At 61.2% G+C, this 15,690-nt stretch carries 8 protein-coding genes and 2 pseudogenes; 8 read left to right on the forward strand and 2 right to left on the reverse strand.

Translation table 11 applies throughout. The features are described from left to right. The 8 genes from EJC49_RS19290 to EJC49_RS26140 all read left to right on the forward strand — a co-directional run. The coding region (locus tag EJC49_RS19290; RefSeq protein ID WP_126701571.1) for an SOS response-associated peptidase family protein at nucleotides 1-660 on the forward strand (660 nt) is incomplete at its 5' end. 242 nt (nucleotides 661-902) lie between these two features. Continuing rightward, a complete protein-coding gene (locus tag EJC49_RS19295) occupies nucleotides 903-3,323 on the forward strand; it encodes a hypothetical protein (RefSeq protein ID WP_126701572.1) in 2,421 nt (806 codons plus the stop codon). An 800-nt stretch (nucleotides 3,324-4,123) separates the two neighbouring features. Then, complete coding sequence (locus EJC49_RS19300; RefSeq protein WP_170314790.1) at nucleotides 4,124-5,314, forward strand: cysteine desulfurase family protein; 1,191 nt, start codon at nucleotides 4,124-4,126, stop codon at nucleotides 5,312-5,314. Next, on the forward strand, nucleotides 5,311-6,210 hold the full coding sequence (locus EJC49_RS19305) for a DUF4007 family protein (RefSeq protein ID WP_170314791.1): 900 nt from the start codon (nucleotides 5,311-5,313) through the stop codon (nucleotides 6,208-6,210). Before EJC49_RS19300 ends, EJC49_RS19305 begins: the two co-directional genes overlap by 4 nt. After that, on the forward strand, nucleotides 6,207-9,593 hold the full coding sequence (locus EJC49_RS19310; RefSeq protein WP_126701575.1) for a hypothetical protein: 3,387 nt from the start codon (nucleotides 6,207-6,209) through the stop codon (nucleotides 9,591-9,593). Before EJC49_RS19305 ends, EJC49_RS19310 begins: the two co-directional genes overlap by 4 nt. Beyond that, nucleotides 9,590-10,390, forward strand: a complete 801-nt coding sequence (locus EJC49_RS19315) for a phosphoadenosine phosphosulfate reductase family protein (RefSeq protein WP_126701576.1) — start codon at nucleotides 9,590-9,592, stop codon at nucleotides 10,388-10,390. Before EJC49_RS19310 ends, EJC49_RS19315 begins: the two co-directional genes overlap by 4 nt. Nucleotides 10,391-10,536: 146 nt before the next feature. Further along, nucleotides 10,537-12,915: a sensor histidine kinase gene (locus EJC49_RS19320; RefSeq protein ID WP_170314792.1), complete on the forward strand. Its 2,379-nt coding sequence runs from the start codon at nucleotides 10,537-10,539 to the stop codon at nucleotides 12,913-12,915. Nucleotide 12,916: 1 nt separating this feature from the next. After that, nucleotides 12,917-14,923: a type 2 periplasmic-binding domain-containing protein gene (locus EJC49_RS26140; protein ID WP_245453478.1), complete on the forward strand. Its 2,007-nt coding sequence runs from the start codon at nucleotides 12,917-12,919 to the stop codon at nucleotides 14,921-14,923. Between the two features lie 65 nt (nucleotides 14,924-14,988). Here EJC49_RS26140 and EJC49_RS26320 read toward each other — a convergent pair. Both EJC49_RS26320 and EJC49_RS25785 read right to left on the reverse strand, forming a co-directional pair. Next, nucleotides 14,989-15,210: pseudogene (locus tag EJC49_RS26320) on the reverse strand (metallophosphoesterase); the annotation flags it as partial. Between the two features lie 159 nt (nucleotides 15,211-15,369). After that, a pseudogene (locus EJC49_RS25785) lies at nucleotides 15,370-15,690 on the reverse strand (AAA family ATPase); the annotation flags it as partial.

Genomic DNA, 15,690 nt, shown 5'->3' on the forward strand with positions numbered 1-15,690 from the left:
GGAAATCTCGAGCCGTCCATCGACGTGTGGCCCGACCGCACGGCACCGATCATCCGCAACGGCCTGTCCGGAGGGCGCGAGGCCGTCCGGACGCGATGGGGGATGCCTTCATCGTCCTTCGCGCTGATGCAGGCGGCGCAGAAGCGTGCCGACAAGCTGAAGGCAAAGGGCACGCCCTTCGACTTCAAGGAGCTCCTGCGCATGGAGCCGGACAAGGGCACCACGAACGTTCGCAACACGTCCTCTCGCCACTGGGCACGATGGCTCGGCGTCGAACACCGATGCGTCGTCCCCGTCACTTCCTTCGCCGAACCCGATCCGGCCAGCAAGCTCGACGGTGGCCCCACGCCGAACGCCTGGTTCGCGCTGGACGCCACCCGCCCGCTGATGTTCTTCGCCGGGCTGTGGGTGCCCGGCTGGGAGAGCGTCCGGAAAGTGAAGGACGGCCTGACGAAGGACGACCTCTTCGCCTTCCTGACGACAGAGCCGAACGACGTCGTCGGCGCGGTCCACAGCAAGGCCATGCCCGTGCTGCTCACGACGCCCGACGAGGTCGAACGCTGGCTGACGGCGCCGTGGGAGGACGCGAAGGCTCTGCAGCGACCTCTGCCTGACGGAGTCCTTGAAATCGTGCCGTGGCCTGTGTCGCCGGAGGCGTAGGCAACCGCGCGCGAGTCGGCCACCCTTAGATCCAACCGTTTCGGGGCCGGAAGCAGATTGGCAGTTTTCAGGCATTCCGTTGATAAAGCAGCCATTCAGCTGACGGCCCCATTGGCGTTGGTCCGACAATGCGAATGCGTATTTCGTCTCCACGGAAGTTTGTCTTACGTAGACAATGCGAGTGGCACTGCTGTTTGACCAAGCCTAACCGAGGGGTGATAGTTCGGCAAAAAGGGGGGACCATGCGCAAGTTATTCATGCGCCTATTAACCGCAGGCACCGAAGACGAAGTTCAGGCGATCCTGGACGCGGAGGGTCTAAGTTCGAACGCATCGAGGTGGACCCCCTACGGCGACAATGAGTCGTTCTACGGTGTCGTTGAGAACCAGCAAGCCCATCCCGTGCCTGCCTTGGTGGAAAAGGTCACCAATGGCATCGATGCCATTCTCGAAAAGAAGGTGCTCCAGGACGGTCTGGACATTCGATCGCCCGCTGCGCCGACGAGCGTTCGGCAGGCGCTGGATCGATACTTCCCCGATCATCGCAACTGGGATCTGGGAGATGCGCGGCGACGGCAGGCCGGAGAGCTACAGATTGTGGCCAGTGGGCCGCGTCGCGACACATCGCTACTCGTCTACGACGACGGCGTGGGTCAGGCCCCTGCCGACTTTCCAGGAACCTTCCTGTCTCTCCTGCGCGGGAACAAAAATGACGTTCACTTCGTGCAGGGCAAGTACAATATGGGGGGTGCCGGTGCGATCGCGTTCTGTGGCGATCGTCGGTTCCAGCTTGTTGCAAGCAAACGCTACGACGGATCGCAGCCGCTGGGCTTCACGCTGCTGCGTCGCCATCCGCCTGCCTTGGCCGAAGCAGCGAAACGCAAGAACACATGGTATGAGTATCTCATCTTTGATGGGAAGGTGGCAGCAGTTGAGGTCAACGAGCTGGATGTCGGCCTTGAAGGCAGGATGTTCCGGACTGGGTCGCTCCTCAAGCTCTACTCCTACCGCCTGCCGGAAGGCTCTCGCTCTATCATCTCGCGCGATCTCAACCTCAGCCTCAACGAGTTCCTGTTCGAGCCCGCGCTACCATTCCTGACGGTAGACAACAATGAGCGCTATCCAGAAAACCGCGCACCCGTGACACCTGTTTACGGCCTCAAGCGCCGGCTGGAAGCAGACACCGACACGGTCGAGACCAAGTTCTCTGAAGTGTCGCGTACGTCCGCGTTCGGGGAACTCGGCATCACGGTCTATGTGTTTAAGGCACGGTCTCGCCGACAAGGCGTCAAGGAGACAAAGCAATACATTCAACGCGAGTACTTCAAAAACAATATGACGGTGTTGTTCTCGCTGAATGGGCAGGTGCACGGTTCCTACTCGTCCGAGTTCGTCACACGAGCGCTCAAAATGCCACTACTTAAAGACTATCTATTAGTTCACGTCGATTGCTCGAATCTCCATCTCGAAATTCGCAACGAGCTGTTCATGGCCTCACGGGATCGGCTGAAGGCGAGTGATAAAGCGGATGAGGTTCGGAAGCATCTCCGTGACATGCTCGTGGCGAGTGAACTCAAGGAGATTTCCCGCCGCCGAAAGGCAAGCCTCGGCGTTGACAGTGGGGACGCCGGCCAAATGCTTCGCGACATCACGCGCAATATGCCAATGAACGAGGCGCTGACTCGCGTCCTACGGCAGACTTTCAACATCAAGGACGAAAAGTCGGGCGCAGCACCGAAGAACCAGCGTGACGAGCCCCGAAGGCCAAAGCGTGAGCCGCGCGACGCACCGCCGTTCGAACCGCAGCGCTACCCATCGTCATTCCGAGCTAAGGGAGGTGATTCGCAGGAAGGTGGCCTTAAGCTGTACCGGTTACCGAAGGGCGGAAACCGCACCATTGCCTTCGCGACCGATGTCGAAAACGATTTCTTCGACCGGACGGACGATCCCGGCAATCTGTCGCTTTCTATCATGCGGCCGTCTAGCAGGGGGGGTAGTGGCGGTGGCCTGCCTGAGCCCGGTCAAGAGGGTGACCTTCTGGATGTGGTACGAACGAGCCCATTGGAGGGAACGATTAAGGTTGGCCTCAGGGCTACGGGGCAGATGAAGGTTGGCGACACTGTCGAGCTGGTAGCGGCTCTCACCAGCCCGCAGGGGGATCTGACAGAGACTGTGCTGGTGCAGATCACCGATCCAGAACGGCAGCCGCCGCGCAAGGAACCCGACATCGAGCCACCGTTGGGCATCCCCGAGCTCGTCCTCTGCTCGAAAGGCGGGGGCGACGGGCTCAAGTCTTGGGAGGAGATCAACGAGGCGGGCGTGGAAATGAGCCACGATGTAGTGGTCTATCCCTTCGTGGATGAGGATAAGCTGTCGCGGATATATGTTAATGTCGATAGTAAGGTTCTAAAGGATTTCAACGTGGGTTCCCGCTCACCCGAGGCAGTAGAAATAGCCGAACGTCGCTATATCAGTGCCGTTTACTTTCATACCTTGTTCCTATTTGCCACGACCAAGTCGCGCAAATATAACCTGAAGCGAAGCGATGGTCCGGACGGCGAGGAAGTCGACTTGGCAGACTATGTGTCGGATATATTCAGTTCATCTTATGCGCAATTTCTCTTGAACTTTGACGCGGCCAACCTGATCGATGCAATCGGCTGATTTGAAGCAGTGATCACTGCTATCTAGGTTAGACTAAATAACGCGTAATTCTAGCTGTTGCTAAGCAAATCCCAATAGCGTTCATAGCCGCGAGATCTCAAGTAAAATATTGATTCTCAGGACGTGGACCTTGCTGCACCATCGCGAGGCAAAGTGCCACCTAGCTCGGCCTTGAGCGCAATAAGTGGGGCGTAGGCGAACTCGTCGCCGAGCGGCCAGCCTTTGCGACCGCAGATATCGAGCAGACACGCCGGCTCGGCTGTCGGCCAGCGTGGTGTTGCCGTGCGAAGTTGGAACCGGACCGTGAGAACTTCGGTTGGCGCGAATCAGTCGTCCGCCGATAGCGATCGGCGAATTCGGCTGACTTCTTCGGCTAGCGCAACGGGATTGCTACCGAACTCGCGCCAGACTTGAAGATCGACAGCGCCACCGGGGCGCAATCCCGAGTCCCTTCCGGGAGGCGCGTTGGGATCATGACGCCCGAAGTTGCGCAGTCGCATCGCGACTCCTGCTGGATTTCGGAACGATGCGAGGACGGCGCGTCCGTCTCGGCGGCCCGCAGATCGAAGCATCGTCGACAGCGCAATTACTTCCGAGTGGGTCTTCCCTGCCTTCGGCGCACTGAGGTAAAGATTCATGAGCAGTATGGTTTCGTCGCGAGACCAGTCGGGATTGCGCCCGCGACCCGGTGCTCTACTCCCTTCCATCTCGTCCCTCGCCAAAAGCGCTGCAGCCCCGTCGCCTGCGTCAGATCGCACCGCTGTACTCGGTGGAATGCGCTGGACGAAGGCGATAGTCTAATGATCCGTTGCCTCGTATCGTGTAGCGTATCCAACATCTTTTTCAAAGCCGGGGACGATTTGACGATTTATCTCGACAACATGGCTAGCACGCCGATCGATCCACGAGTCGCGATGCGCCATGGCCACGCCATGACTGAATACCCTGGTAATGCTCACAGCTCGGAGCATGTGTTTGGCGTGGAAGCGCAAGAGGCGATCGATTCCGCCGCAGAAACGCTGCTTCGATTGCTCCACAGCGATGCCGATTCTGTCACCTTCACGCCTGGTGCCTCAGCCGCGCTATGGCTCGCAGTCGAGGACGCTATCGCTCGCACGGTGGGCCGTCCTGCGCACATTGCGGCGACTGCAGTCGAGCACCCCGCACTGCTTGGAGCGCTGCGGCGTGCCGAACGTGAAGGGCGGATTCACCTGACGATTATCGCGGTGGACGAAACCGCGGCGCCCCGCGCCGATGTACTGGAGGTGGCGCTGGCGGCGGGCGTGGATCTCCTCTGCACAATGGCCGCGAACAATGAGGTCGGCACGATCACCGATCTCGCGGCGATTAGCACGCTCGCCGCCCGCTACGGCATTCGTCATCTGATCGATGCGAGCCAAGCGGCTGGCCGGATCGACATGTTGGACACGGCGAGCGCCGATCTTGTAGTTATCAGCGGTGCGAAGGCATACGGGCCGCGCCGTGCCGGCGCGCTAGTCGGCAAGCTCTGTAGTCATGCGGCGAATCTTGCGCATGAGGTCTTCGGCAGCCCTGACGTTCCCGCTGCTATCGCCTTGGCCTTCGCGATGGAGCTCCGAGCTGCAGAGCGGAAGATCGATGAGGCACGGCTTGCTGGGTTGCGCGACGCACTACAGGCACACCTTCAGGCTGCAGTGCCCGATCTCCGCGTCAACGGCGCGGCAGGCTTCCGCCTCGCTGGTAGCCTTCATGTTTCCACCCCTCACCTTTCCGGCGACGCTGCTGTAGCGCGCTTATGGGGACGCGTAGCCGTCTCAACAGGTGCTGCTTGCCAGTCGGGCGTGCCGGGCCCCTCACACGTTCTCTCTGCTATGGCTATTCCCGAATGGGCGAAGGAGGGTGCCGTCCGTATCGGCATCGGCCGCTTCAACACCGAAGACGAGGTCGCACAGGCCGGCGAGCTGATCGCCGCCGCGCTGAAACCGGCTGCGCCCGCACGGAGATACGCATGACCCTCGCCGCCCTCCGGCCCCGCTTCAGCGGGCACGAGACATTCGCTTGCCGCTTCGCGTGGCTGCCTAAAGCCATCCGCCTTATCACGCGGGATTCCAGGGCGCTGTCCGACGACGAGCGCGCAATTCTTGAGCTCGGGCTCGGCAAGAACATGGTTCGTGCGCTTAGGTTCTGGCTGGAGGCTTTCGACGTAGCTTCCGTGGAGGCTGGCACGTGGTCACTGCTACCGTTCGGCGAGGCGATGTTCGGCGACAACGGGCTCGATCCCTACATCGAGCGCGCTGAGACGCAGTGGCTGCTCCACTGGCGGCTGAGCACGGCGGTCGAGAACCCGCTCTTTGCCTGGCGACACATCCTCTACCGCCGGATGCGGCCTGACTTCACACGCTCCGAGCTTCTCGCCGAGATGCGCGCCGAAGGCGAGCGCCTTGGCTACGAGCACTCCGACGTCACGCTGCTCCAGCACGCCGACGTGTTCATCCATAGCTATCTCGGTTCGCTCAATCCCGCCTCGCCGGAGGACGCGCTCGACGGTCCGCTCGTTGATCTCGGCCTGCTCCGGCGGCTCGGCCGCCGTCGCGGTGCCGATCGCATCGAGCCTGTGTTCACGCTCACGCGGATACCCATCAGCGAGATCGGCGTCGGTGTCGTGAACTACGCGATCGCCAGCTATTGGACCGCCCGCCGCGCAGGTGAGTCCGTCGTGACCTTCCGCGACCTCGCCCACGGTGAGGGCTCCCCGGGCGCGACGCTGCGCATGGAGACGGACGATCTGCGCGACCATCTCGAGCGCTCGCCCGCGCCCTGGTCCTACCGCCCTTCGGGCGACGCCGGCAGCGTAATAGCTGTGGCCGACCTCGACCCTGCGCGCCTCCTGCGGGAGATCTACACATGAGCAAGACGACCATCTTCGATCTGCTCGGCCCGCCCGGCATATTCTACCGCTCGGTAGCGCTCGAGCGCGACGCCGGCGATCCTTCCGCCGGACGTTCGTTCGTCATGACGCCGTGGCTCGAGCGCGGCGCGGCCGAGATCCTGTCGGGCATGCAGCCAGGCAGAACGCGGCGGGCCTGGCGGATGATTGGCGACTTCGGCGTCGGAAAGTCCGCGCTCGCTCTCGCCATCATCCAGGCGCTCGATCCGCGCTTGTCGACGCCGGAAATGCCGATGCGGCGCCTCGCCGAGGCTTTGGGCGGAGCTCCCCGTATGTTCCCGCTGCTGGTCACCGGGTCGCGAGACGGACTGTCCGCTGGTCTGGCCGCAGCAATCGCGCGGACGATCGAGACGGATGGTCTCATTCATCCGCAGCGGGTAGCCAGGCTGGCAAAGATCGCCGACCCATTCGACGCCATCACTAAGCTGCGCGACGCTCTCCGCGAGACCGGCGAGTTTGACGGCCTGTTGCTCGTCGTCGACGAAATGGGCAAGTTCCTAGAGGCGGCCGGCGAGCAACAAGGCTTCGACGTCTTCCGGCTCCAGTCGCTCGCCGAAGGCGCCGCCCGCAGCGGCGACGCACCGCTGTCGGTCATCCTCATCCTTCACAAGGGTTTCCAGTCTTACGCGGAGGATTGGCGCACCGCCCGCCGGAGCGAATGGGAGAAGGTGGCGGAGCGATTCGAGGAACTGGTTTTCGACCATCCGCTTTCGCATACCTCCGCACTGCTGTCGGCAGCCCTGTCGGTCGACGAGGTGTCGATTCCCGCGAAGGCCCGGAAGGTGTATTTGAACGCGGTTGAGCGGGTGCGCGCGCTCGGCTGGCTCGGTCCGCGCAGCGGCAAAGGGACCGGCGGCTGCTGGCCCATCCATCCGGCAGCCATCCCGGTGATGGCGAGGTTCTTCGCGACCTTCGGTCAGAACGAGCGGTCGCTGTTCGGCTTCGCTGCCAGCGAGGAGCCGAACAGCCTCCGCGCGTTTGCGGAGGAGACGCCTGCCACCGGTGGGCTCTACGGCATCCGGCACTTTTTCGACTACATCGCGTCGTCGTTCGGCCACCGGATGACCTCGCGCGCGGGCGCCGGCGAATGGTCGCGGATCAGCGCCGTCCTCGATCGCGCCACAGATGCGGACGCGGTCGAGGACGCAGTACTCAAGACAATTGGCATCCTGAACCTGCTCGATGCCCCGGACCTCCCCGCAACATGGGACGGCGTTCGCGAGGCGCTAGTCCCCGACTTCAAGACAGATAAAGTCGAGGCGGCGCTTGACCGTCTCGTCGTCGGAGGGCTCGTCTTCCGTCGGCCCGGCCGCGCCGAACTCAGGCTGTGGACCAGCCGCCGCGTCGATTTATCCGCCATCTGGTCTGACGCCGAGCGGGAGCTGGACGCCCGGACGGTGATTGACGACCTGCCTCGCCATCTCGCCAGCCTGCCGGTCCGGCCCCACGTGCTAGCCCGCAGACACTCGGTGACAACGGGCACGAACCGCCGGTTCGCCGTCCGGTGCACTCATGTTTCCGCCCTGCAGGGCTATGGCGGTCACAGTAGCGCCGACGGCGGGATCGTCGCGGTGTTTTGCCGCAACGCGGAGGATCTCCGCATCGCTCGCGCTTGGTGTGCAGAGGTGACGAGCGAGGATGACGCGATGGTCGCAGTCGCCGTACCCTCGATGGCCAATCTCGGCCACGCGATGGTCAATCTGCTTCGGCACCGCTGGGTCGTAACGAACGCCTCCGCCCTGCAGGAGGACGCGCACGCCACCGCCGAGATCGAAAGGAGCATTGGCGACCTGGAGGCCCATTTGGTCGCTGCGATCGAGGCGACGTTAGGTTTGCGCGGCCACGCGCCGGCGTCCCCGCTCGACATCTTCTGGAAGGGCGAAGCCTCGCCACTGGACGGCCCCATCCACGCGCTGGTGTCGACGCTGTGCGATCGGATCTATGACCAGGCGCCGCTGGTCGAGAACGAGCTGGTGAACAAGCAGTCGCTCACTTCGGCCGGTGCAAGCGCCCGTCAGCGGCTGATCGAAAAGATGTTCTCCGATGCACATGATCCGGAGCTCGGATTCGCGGAGGGCAAGAACCCGCCGGAACGGGCGCTCTACCTGTCGCTGCTTCGGCGCGGCGGTCTGCACCGCGAGCGGGATGGCCGCTGGACGATCGCGCCGCCAGAGCACGGCGAAGACCCGCTCCGGCTGGCGCCGGCCCTCTCTGCGATCGATGCGTGCCTCTCCGGTTCGGAGGAGCGCGTACCCGTTCGTGCCATCTACGCCGCGCTGGAGGCGCGACCGTTCGGCGTGCGTCCTGGGCTCGCGCCGCTGCTCATGGCTGTGACGCTCGTCGTCGCCGGTCACCGAGTCGCCCTCTTCGAGCGGGGCACCTACTGCCCGCGCATCGACGGCGCGGCATTCATGCGCGTCCTCAAGTCGCCCGAACACTTCTCGCTACAGCTTGTTGCGCTCGAAGGCATCCGCGCCGACGTGTTCCGGCGCCTAGCCGAGCTGCTCGACCGCCGTCCGGAGGATTCGGGCATCCGGACCGTGGTCGATCCACTGATCCGCTTCGGTGTCGACCTCCCCTTCCACGTCCAGAGCACCACGGCGATCAGTGCGGAGGCCCGCAGCGTCCGCGGCGCGCTCGCCAAGGCACGCAGCCCGGTCGATCTGGTCTTCAGCGAACTTCCGGCGGCCTGCGGCATGGAAGCCTTCGGCCACGACACGCGCCCAGACGCGGCGCGTGTCAACGAATTCGTCGCCCGGCTCGACGCCGCGATTACCGAGCTGCGGGGCTGCTATCCGAAGCTGCTGCAGGAGATGCGCCAAGAGTTGTTTGAGACCCTGGGCGCCAAGGACCGTGCATCGCTCGCCGAGCGCGCGGCCTCCCTGACGTTCCGACTGACGGAACAGCACCTCCGAACCTTCGCGCTCCGCCTTGCCGACGGGGGGCTGTCCGAGGAGAAGTGGATCGAAGCCCTGGGGGGCGCTATCCTGACCAAGCCGCCGGTCCGCTGGCTCGACCACGATGTGTCGACATGGCGGTCGCGGCTGGCTGATGTCGCTTCGCAGTTCCGGCGCGTCGAGGCTGCCGCGTTCGGAAAGGGCGAATCCAGGCGCAACGCGGTCCGGGTGTCTCTCACCCGCGTCGACGGTCGGGAGCGCGCGGTGATCGTCGACATCGACGGCCTCAGCGAGCATCAGTCGACCGTGGTAGGTGCGATCGGACGCATGGCGACCGAGGCGGGCCTCAGTCTTGACACAGTGGCGGCGATGCTGACGCTTGAGAGCATGCAGAAGGAAAAGGACGTGGAACTGGGCAAGCAGGAAGCGGAGCGGGAGCACGGATGACCCGCCATGTGCTGAGCCTGTCGGGCGGGAAGGACAGCGCCGCACTGGCCGTCTACCTGCGCGACCGCGTGCCAGAGATGGAGTACATCTTCCATGACACTGGCAAGGAGCTTCCCGAGACCTACGACTACATGGCCAGGCTGGAAAGCATTCTCGGACGGCCGGTCACGCGCACGACGCCCGACGACCCGTTCGAACACTGGCTTGCCGTCTACGGTGACATGCTTCCGTCGAACCACCGACGCTGGTGCACGAAGATGCTGAAACTGAAGCCGTTCGAAGCCTACATCGGCGACGATCCCACCATCAATTACGTGGGCCTTCGCGCGGACGAGAATCGTACCGGATACATTAGCACCAAACCGAACATCGTTGCCGTATACCCGTTCCAGGAGGACGGACTAGTCCGCGCGGACGTGATCAGAATTCTTGAGGACAGCGGTCTCGGCCTTCCGCCATATATGGAATGGGGACGCTCCCGCTCGGGCTGCTATTTCTGTTTCTACCAGCAGAAAATCGAATGGGTCCGGCTTAAGCGGAAGCATCCCGACTATTTTGACCTCGCCAAGGAGTACGAGGTCCGCAGCGCGGCGGTCAGCAAGAGCTTCACCTGGTGCAGCGGGGAATCGCTGACCGAACTGGAGCAGCCGGACCGGATGGAGCAAATCGAGCGCAATCATGAAGCGTCGATGGCCAGGCGTATGGCTAAGCGTGAAAACCTCCCACTGTCGGCAGTGCTAGGCGGGATTCAGATCGAAGAGGAGGAGCCTCAAGGCTGTTTAATCTGCTCGCTCTGAGTCCGCGGGCGGGATAATTTCATCGACTAAGAATTCGCGCACGCGTAGACACCGTATTGTAGCTTCCAGTGTAGGACACCTATTTACTCTACGGGAAGTCGCCGATCAGATTTCTTGCCTGTCATGCTGCCTAGATGAAAAAACCGATGTCCTTCACTTTCGCCGCACGGACGCTGCTAGAACTCGGCAAAGAGCTCATCAGCTCGGACGAGGTCGCCCTCTATGAGTTGATAAAGAATTCTGTTGACGCCGGGTCACCGACGGTCCGTATCGTCGCGCGTATTGTACTCGACAAATCAGGGCTACAGCGCGCGATGGACACCATTGCGGGCATCGGGAGGGATCCTAAACTGCCGCCGGCGACGCCATCGGAAGTTCTGGATGTCATCAGGGGCGCAAAGCCAGAGAATTCCGCACATGAACACTTCGATGCTTTCATGGCACAGTTTGAAAATGCACAGGATCTCGTGGCGCTTAGGGATCAGCTCCATGAGGCATACAGCCAGCACAACTGGCTTGAGGTCCACGATAGTGGCTCGGGCATGTCCTTGGACGATCTGAGCGAGATCTTCTTGCGGATCGGTACCAGATCGCGCCGGGCCGACAATGTCTCTGGCGCACAGTACCTGGGAGACAAAGGTGTCGGACGCCTTTCCGCTATGCGGCTTGGTGAACGGCTGAGGGTCACGACGACCAAGTCGGGCGAACCGTCATGGCATGAGTTGGATATCGACTGGCGACAATTCTCGCACGACCGAGAGATGGACATCAGTGATGTAGTGGTAGAGCCCGCCGACGGCGAACTAAAGAGTGACTCTCGCCTCCAAGGTACGACAATCCGAATTTCAGACCTGACTGGACATTGGGGGCTGGATCGGTTTCGCGAGCTACTTCAGGGCAAGATCGCCCGCATGATCGACCCATTTGAGGCGGGAGCCGCCAATCGGCTGCTAGAGGTGCACCACAACAACACGCGAGTTTTGGTGCCCTCCGTTCCGCAGTCTCTGCTCAAGGCGGCACACGCATCTGCGCACGGGGAACTCAAGTTCGAGGACGGCGAACCGGTGCTTGCGGGAACTGTTGCCTACCATCGCTACGGGCAGACCCGCATCCTTAACCAGCGCGGGGCGGAGATTTACTCTATCACCCAGCAGGGAGTGAAACGACGGGGCAAGAAAGGTCATGCCGCGTTCCAAAACGTCGCTATCAGGCCCGATGCCCTTGCGGGACTTGGGCCTTTCAAGTTCGATATTTACTGGTTTAATCGACGCATCGTCGAGCCGGTGCCCTCGTTAACCGGGACGGCTTCAGAGACGAGGGAGCAGGTCGCGCAGTGGTCTGGCGGGCCGATGCTCTACCGTTACGGCTTTCGCGTACTGCCATACGGCGAGCCCCAGGACGACTGGCTAAATCTCGACGTCGTTGCCTTCGGCGAGTCAGGCTTCAAGCTCAATCGGCAGCAGGTGATCGGGCGGGTTCGGGTATGGTCGCCTCATACCGCACTTAGCGAACAGACTAACAGACAGGGACTGGTTGACTCGGATGCAGCGAGCGCCCTGCGTACAATAATGATGTGGGTGCTGCATGTTGAACTGCGCAATCTGATCAATGAGGTCGACAAGTCAGAGCAGGTAAGCAAACGGCAAGCAGAAGAAAAAACGTTGGCGTTCCGCGAGACGCAACATGAAGTTGAGCAGGCGGTTAGCGAGCTTCGTGCGAAACTAGGGGTTTCCGCGAGGCCGCTTGTGGACCGTGTGACGCGCGGCGTGAACACACTCGCGGAGCAATGTGCAGCGCTGATCGGGCGTGTCGATGCTGCCGTTAAGGAGTTGACGGAGGAGCGTGAGAAGTTCGTCTACCTCGCCGGTATAGGATTGATGACTGAGTTCATCTTCCATGAGCTCGATCGCTCTGTCGGACATACGCTCCGGCTCCTTCACGACACCCGTCGCGATGATAGCGCGGCGGCCATAAGGTCACTGGAGGCACAGCTTGTCACCCTACAGAAGCGTATCTCGGCGTTTGACGAACTCACTGGCGAAAAGAGGCAATCGAAATCTACCTTTGATCTGGCGGACTTAGTCAACGACGTGCTCTCTAGCCACAGCAATGAGTTCAGACGGCATCGCATCGAAATGATGAAAGACACTCCATCATTGCGGATCAAGGCAAATCGCGGAATGGTTATACAAATACTCGAGAATTTGCTTTCGAATTCCGTGTACTGGCTCAAACAGCAAGAGAAGTATCAAGGCGGATTTGATCCGAGAATATGGGTGAAAATCGATCCAATAGAAAAGACAGTCACAGTTGACGATAATGGACCGGGGATCGCACCAGAGCGAAAGGAGCTGATCTTCCAGCCATTTATAACTTCCAAGCCTGCCGCCCAGGGACGAGGGCTCGGGCTCTACATTTCGCGGGAGCTTGCGCAGCATCATGACTGGCAGCTGTATTTGGACGCCGATGTCGGCCTTCATCGGGCCGGACGGTTAAGCCGATTCGTTCTGGATATGGGCGCTTAGGATGGATCACGAAGCGCGGGTAAAAACCGCCATAGAACAGGGTGGCATCACAAGCGTGGTCGTAATCGACGACGCGTTCGACCCGCCCCGGGTAGGCGATGAGGATGCTGGTCCCCTTTTGGACCTTCTCACTCGGGACGAACACGAGTCCGCGCGCAAGCGATCGAAACTCAGCGCCGATGAGATCGCCGCTGCGGTTGTTGCGCTGCAGAATACTGAGTACTCAGACGAAGCAGTCAACGTAATTGTATCAAAACTTTACTCTAAGTATGTTGAAAAGTTTGATGAACAATTTGATCCTTCCGGGCGGTTTGGCGTCCTTAAAGGCTCTAATCTAAGTTTTGTTCGGCCGTTACTAAAGCTTCTGAGCAAGTGCGCCAGCCTCAAGATCGTTAGGATCGGATCGAACGACGCCGCGGTGGAACTTACCGCAGTCGAGGCGCAGGTAGTCTTCATCGACTACTACCTCGATCGTGCCTTCGACCAGACGTCGGATCCCGACGGGCAGCAGGGGAGTGCCGCCCGCGCAGCCTCCATACGCATGCTTGCCAGCGTGCTTGGAGCTCAGCCAGGTACGGGTCCGTCTGTAATGCTTATGTCCTCGCATGCCGTTGGTGATCGGGCTCAGGACTTCCGGAAAGAAGTACGTGGGGGCAATAACCCAATCTTCGCCAGCCGTTTTCAGTTCATGGCCAAGGAAGATCTGACGGAGGAGCAGGACGGCAGCATCGAGATTGCGCCAAACGCTGCGGACGCTCTGCTCGACATCGCCCAGAGACACGCGTTTGCGGGTGCCATTGAAGACGGGCTAACGCATTGGAAAAAGGGCGTGGACTCCGCCGTCGGCGACGTCTGGAAGACGATCACCGAACTTGAGTTGAAAGATTTCGCCTACTTGTCGCGCTTCAGACTCGCGGAAGAGGGACAGCCTCTCAGCTCCTATCTTGAGTGGTTCTTCGGCGAAGTGCTGGTAGACGCGATTGCCCGAAAAGTGGCCTGGGACGTTCCAAGTTGGTCAGTGCTCGACAACGCCGCCAAGAAGGGTAGCCCAGGCAGTCAAATCGAGGGGGCGTTCGATGGTCCGACAGGGACGGTAGCGGCACTCTACTATCGTGTTCGCGTGGACGAACGCCCGGAACGTCAGAACAAGGACATGCGAGTGGGTGACATCTACCTCTCTCCCAATACTCGGGAAGTTGTCGCGGTAGTCACGCCGGAATGCGACCTTGTGCTGCGTCGGAACGGCAAGCGTGCCGCACCTAGGCTCACCGTGGTGGGCGGCACACTGCAGGCGCTATCAGGACCGGACACCTCGGTCTCGGATTTTATTATGCGGGGCAACGAACTCTTAAACGTCGTTTGGAACACCAAGGACGTTCGAACCATCGAATTCTCCAGCATAGGTGCTGAGGGAGGTTACAAGCTTCTGGGTACGTTGCGCCCGCTCTACGCCTACGAACTACAAAGGCGGGTACTAAACGAACTCGGTCGCGTGGGCCTGGCTGTGGCACCGGCGATGGCAATCAACGCTAAAGCAAGTGCTGTAGTCCGAGGGAAGAGTGGCCCGGTGAAACTTGCCTTTGGCAACGAAGCTGATGCTTCGTGCGCTGTAGTTCCCAAGCGAGGCGGCACCGACAAGCCTCGGGTAATTTATCGTCGTAGTTTCGTGAACCGGCTGCTCGAGAAACTTAGCGAAGCCCAGGATGAGGTAAGCGATGAGGCGAGGCCGGAGTTGACCGACCTCCTGCGCCCAAAAAAGCAAATCGAATTCCTTGAAAAGCTATGTCGCAGCGGTCAGCAAGACGGCGAAGCGGCCGGAGGAGTGCTGACCACCCTTTCGCCCGAGCGGACCGGAAGCAAAGCTCCTTGGTGCCAAATCCTTATCGAGTTCAAGGATGAAAGTGCAGAAGGCGTTGCGATGGAAGAAGATGTGTTCGCGGAATCTCGTGCAGCTTTAGGCAACGGCAGTTTGTTGCTGAGCGGTGCAAAAGTGGCGGATGAAGCTTGAAGAATGACCGCCTCGTTCTCCAAGAAATGCACGTTCGGGAATTCTACTGCGGCCCAGTGGCCTTCCTCTAGTCCCTCGCGGATTGAGCCGTCGTAGAACTCATGGTTTCCGGCGACGTAGACGCAGGGCATCGATGGCGCGATGTGTTCGGCCAGCCAGCGGACGCCGTTGGCCGGGCCGCGGCACAGGTCTCCCGCGACGACGCAGGCGTCGGCATCGGGGATCTCGAGCGGTTCCCTCAGTGGTGCGTATTCGAGGTGCAGGTCCGAGAAGATCCAGAGCTTCATGTCGTCTCCACGAGTGCTTTGGCTGGTTGGCCGACGGCACGTTGAATCCTCGCCGCCTGGCCAGAAGGCTGCGACTCAAAGGTTTCCGGGCAATCGAATGCTTTCCCAGCCAGAGGCCGTGGCAGCCAGTGATCGGGTGCTGAAGGTTTCGCGGGCGCGCTAGCAGCGGGTCATGCTCGCCTCCCTGACGTCGATGAGGCGGTCCACGATCCGCTGCAGGGCCCTGATCGAGCCGCCCGGCCATGCGGCCGACAGCGCCTCAAGCTCGACCCCATCGAGCGGAACCGCCCACTTCGGATCGAATCCTTTGTCGCGGTACTTTTCAGCCAGAAGCCGCTGGGCGAGCACGGCAAGGTGCTCGGGTCCGGGTTCCGGAAAGCGAATACAGCGGCAGCGGTCGCGAAGCGACTTCGGCACGGGCTCGATGGTGTTGGCCGTCATGATCCAGGAGATGTGCGAGAGGTCGCAGGGCGCGTCGAT

The organism is Aquibium carbonis, from assembly GCF_003970795.1.
Lineage (GTDB): Bacteria > Pseudomonadota > Alphaproteobacteria > Rhizobiales > Rhizobiaceae > Aquibium > Aquibium carbonis.

Coding starts and splice junctions, on each gene's coding strand:
- EJC49_RS19295 (WP_126701572.1), top strand. CDS start 903: ATGCGCAAGTTATTCATGCGCCTATTAACCGCAGGCACCGAAGACGAA.
- EJC49_RS19315 (WP_126701576.1), top strand. CDS start 9,590: ATGACCCGCCATGTGCTGAGCCTGTCGGGCGGGAAGGACAGCGCCGCA.
- EJC49_RS19305 (WP_170314791.1), top strand. CDS start 5,311: ATGACCCTCGCCGCCCTCCGGCCCCGCTTCAGCGGGCACGAGACATTC.
- EJC49_RS19300 (WP_170314790.1), top strand. CDS start 4,124: ATGATCCGTTGCCTCGTATCGTGTAGCGTATCCAACATCTTTTTCAAA.
- EJC49_RS26140 (WP_245453478.1), top strand. CDS start 12,917: ATGGATCACGAAGCGCGGGTAAAAACCGCCATAGAACAGGGTGGCATC.
- EJC49_RS19310 (WP_126701575.1), top strand. CDS start 6,207: ATGAGCAAGACGACCATCTTCGATCTGCTCGGCCCGCCCGGCATATTC.
- EJC49_RS19320 (WP_170314792.1), top strand. CDS start 10,537: ATGTCCTTCACTTTCGCCGCACGGACGCTGCTAGAACTCGGCAAAGAG.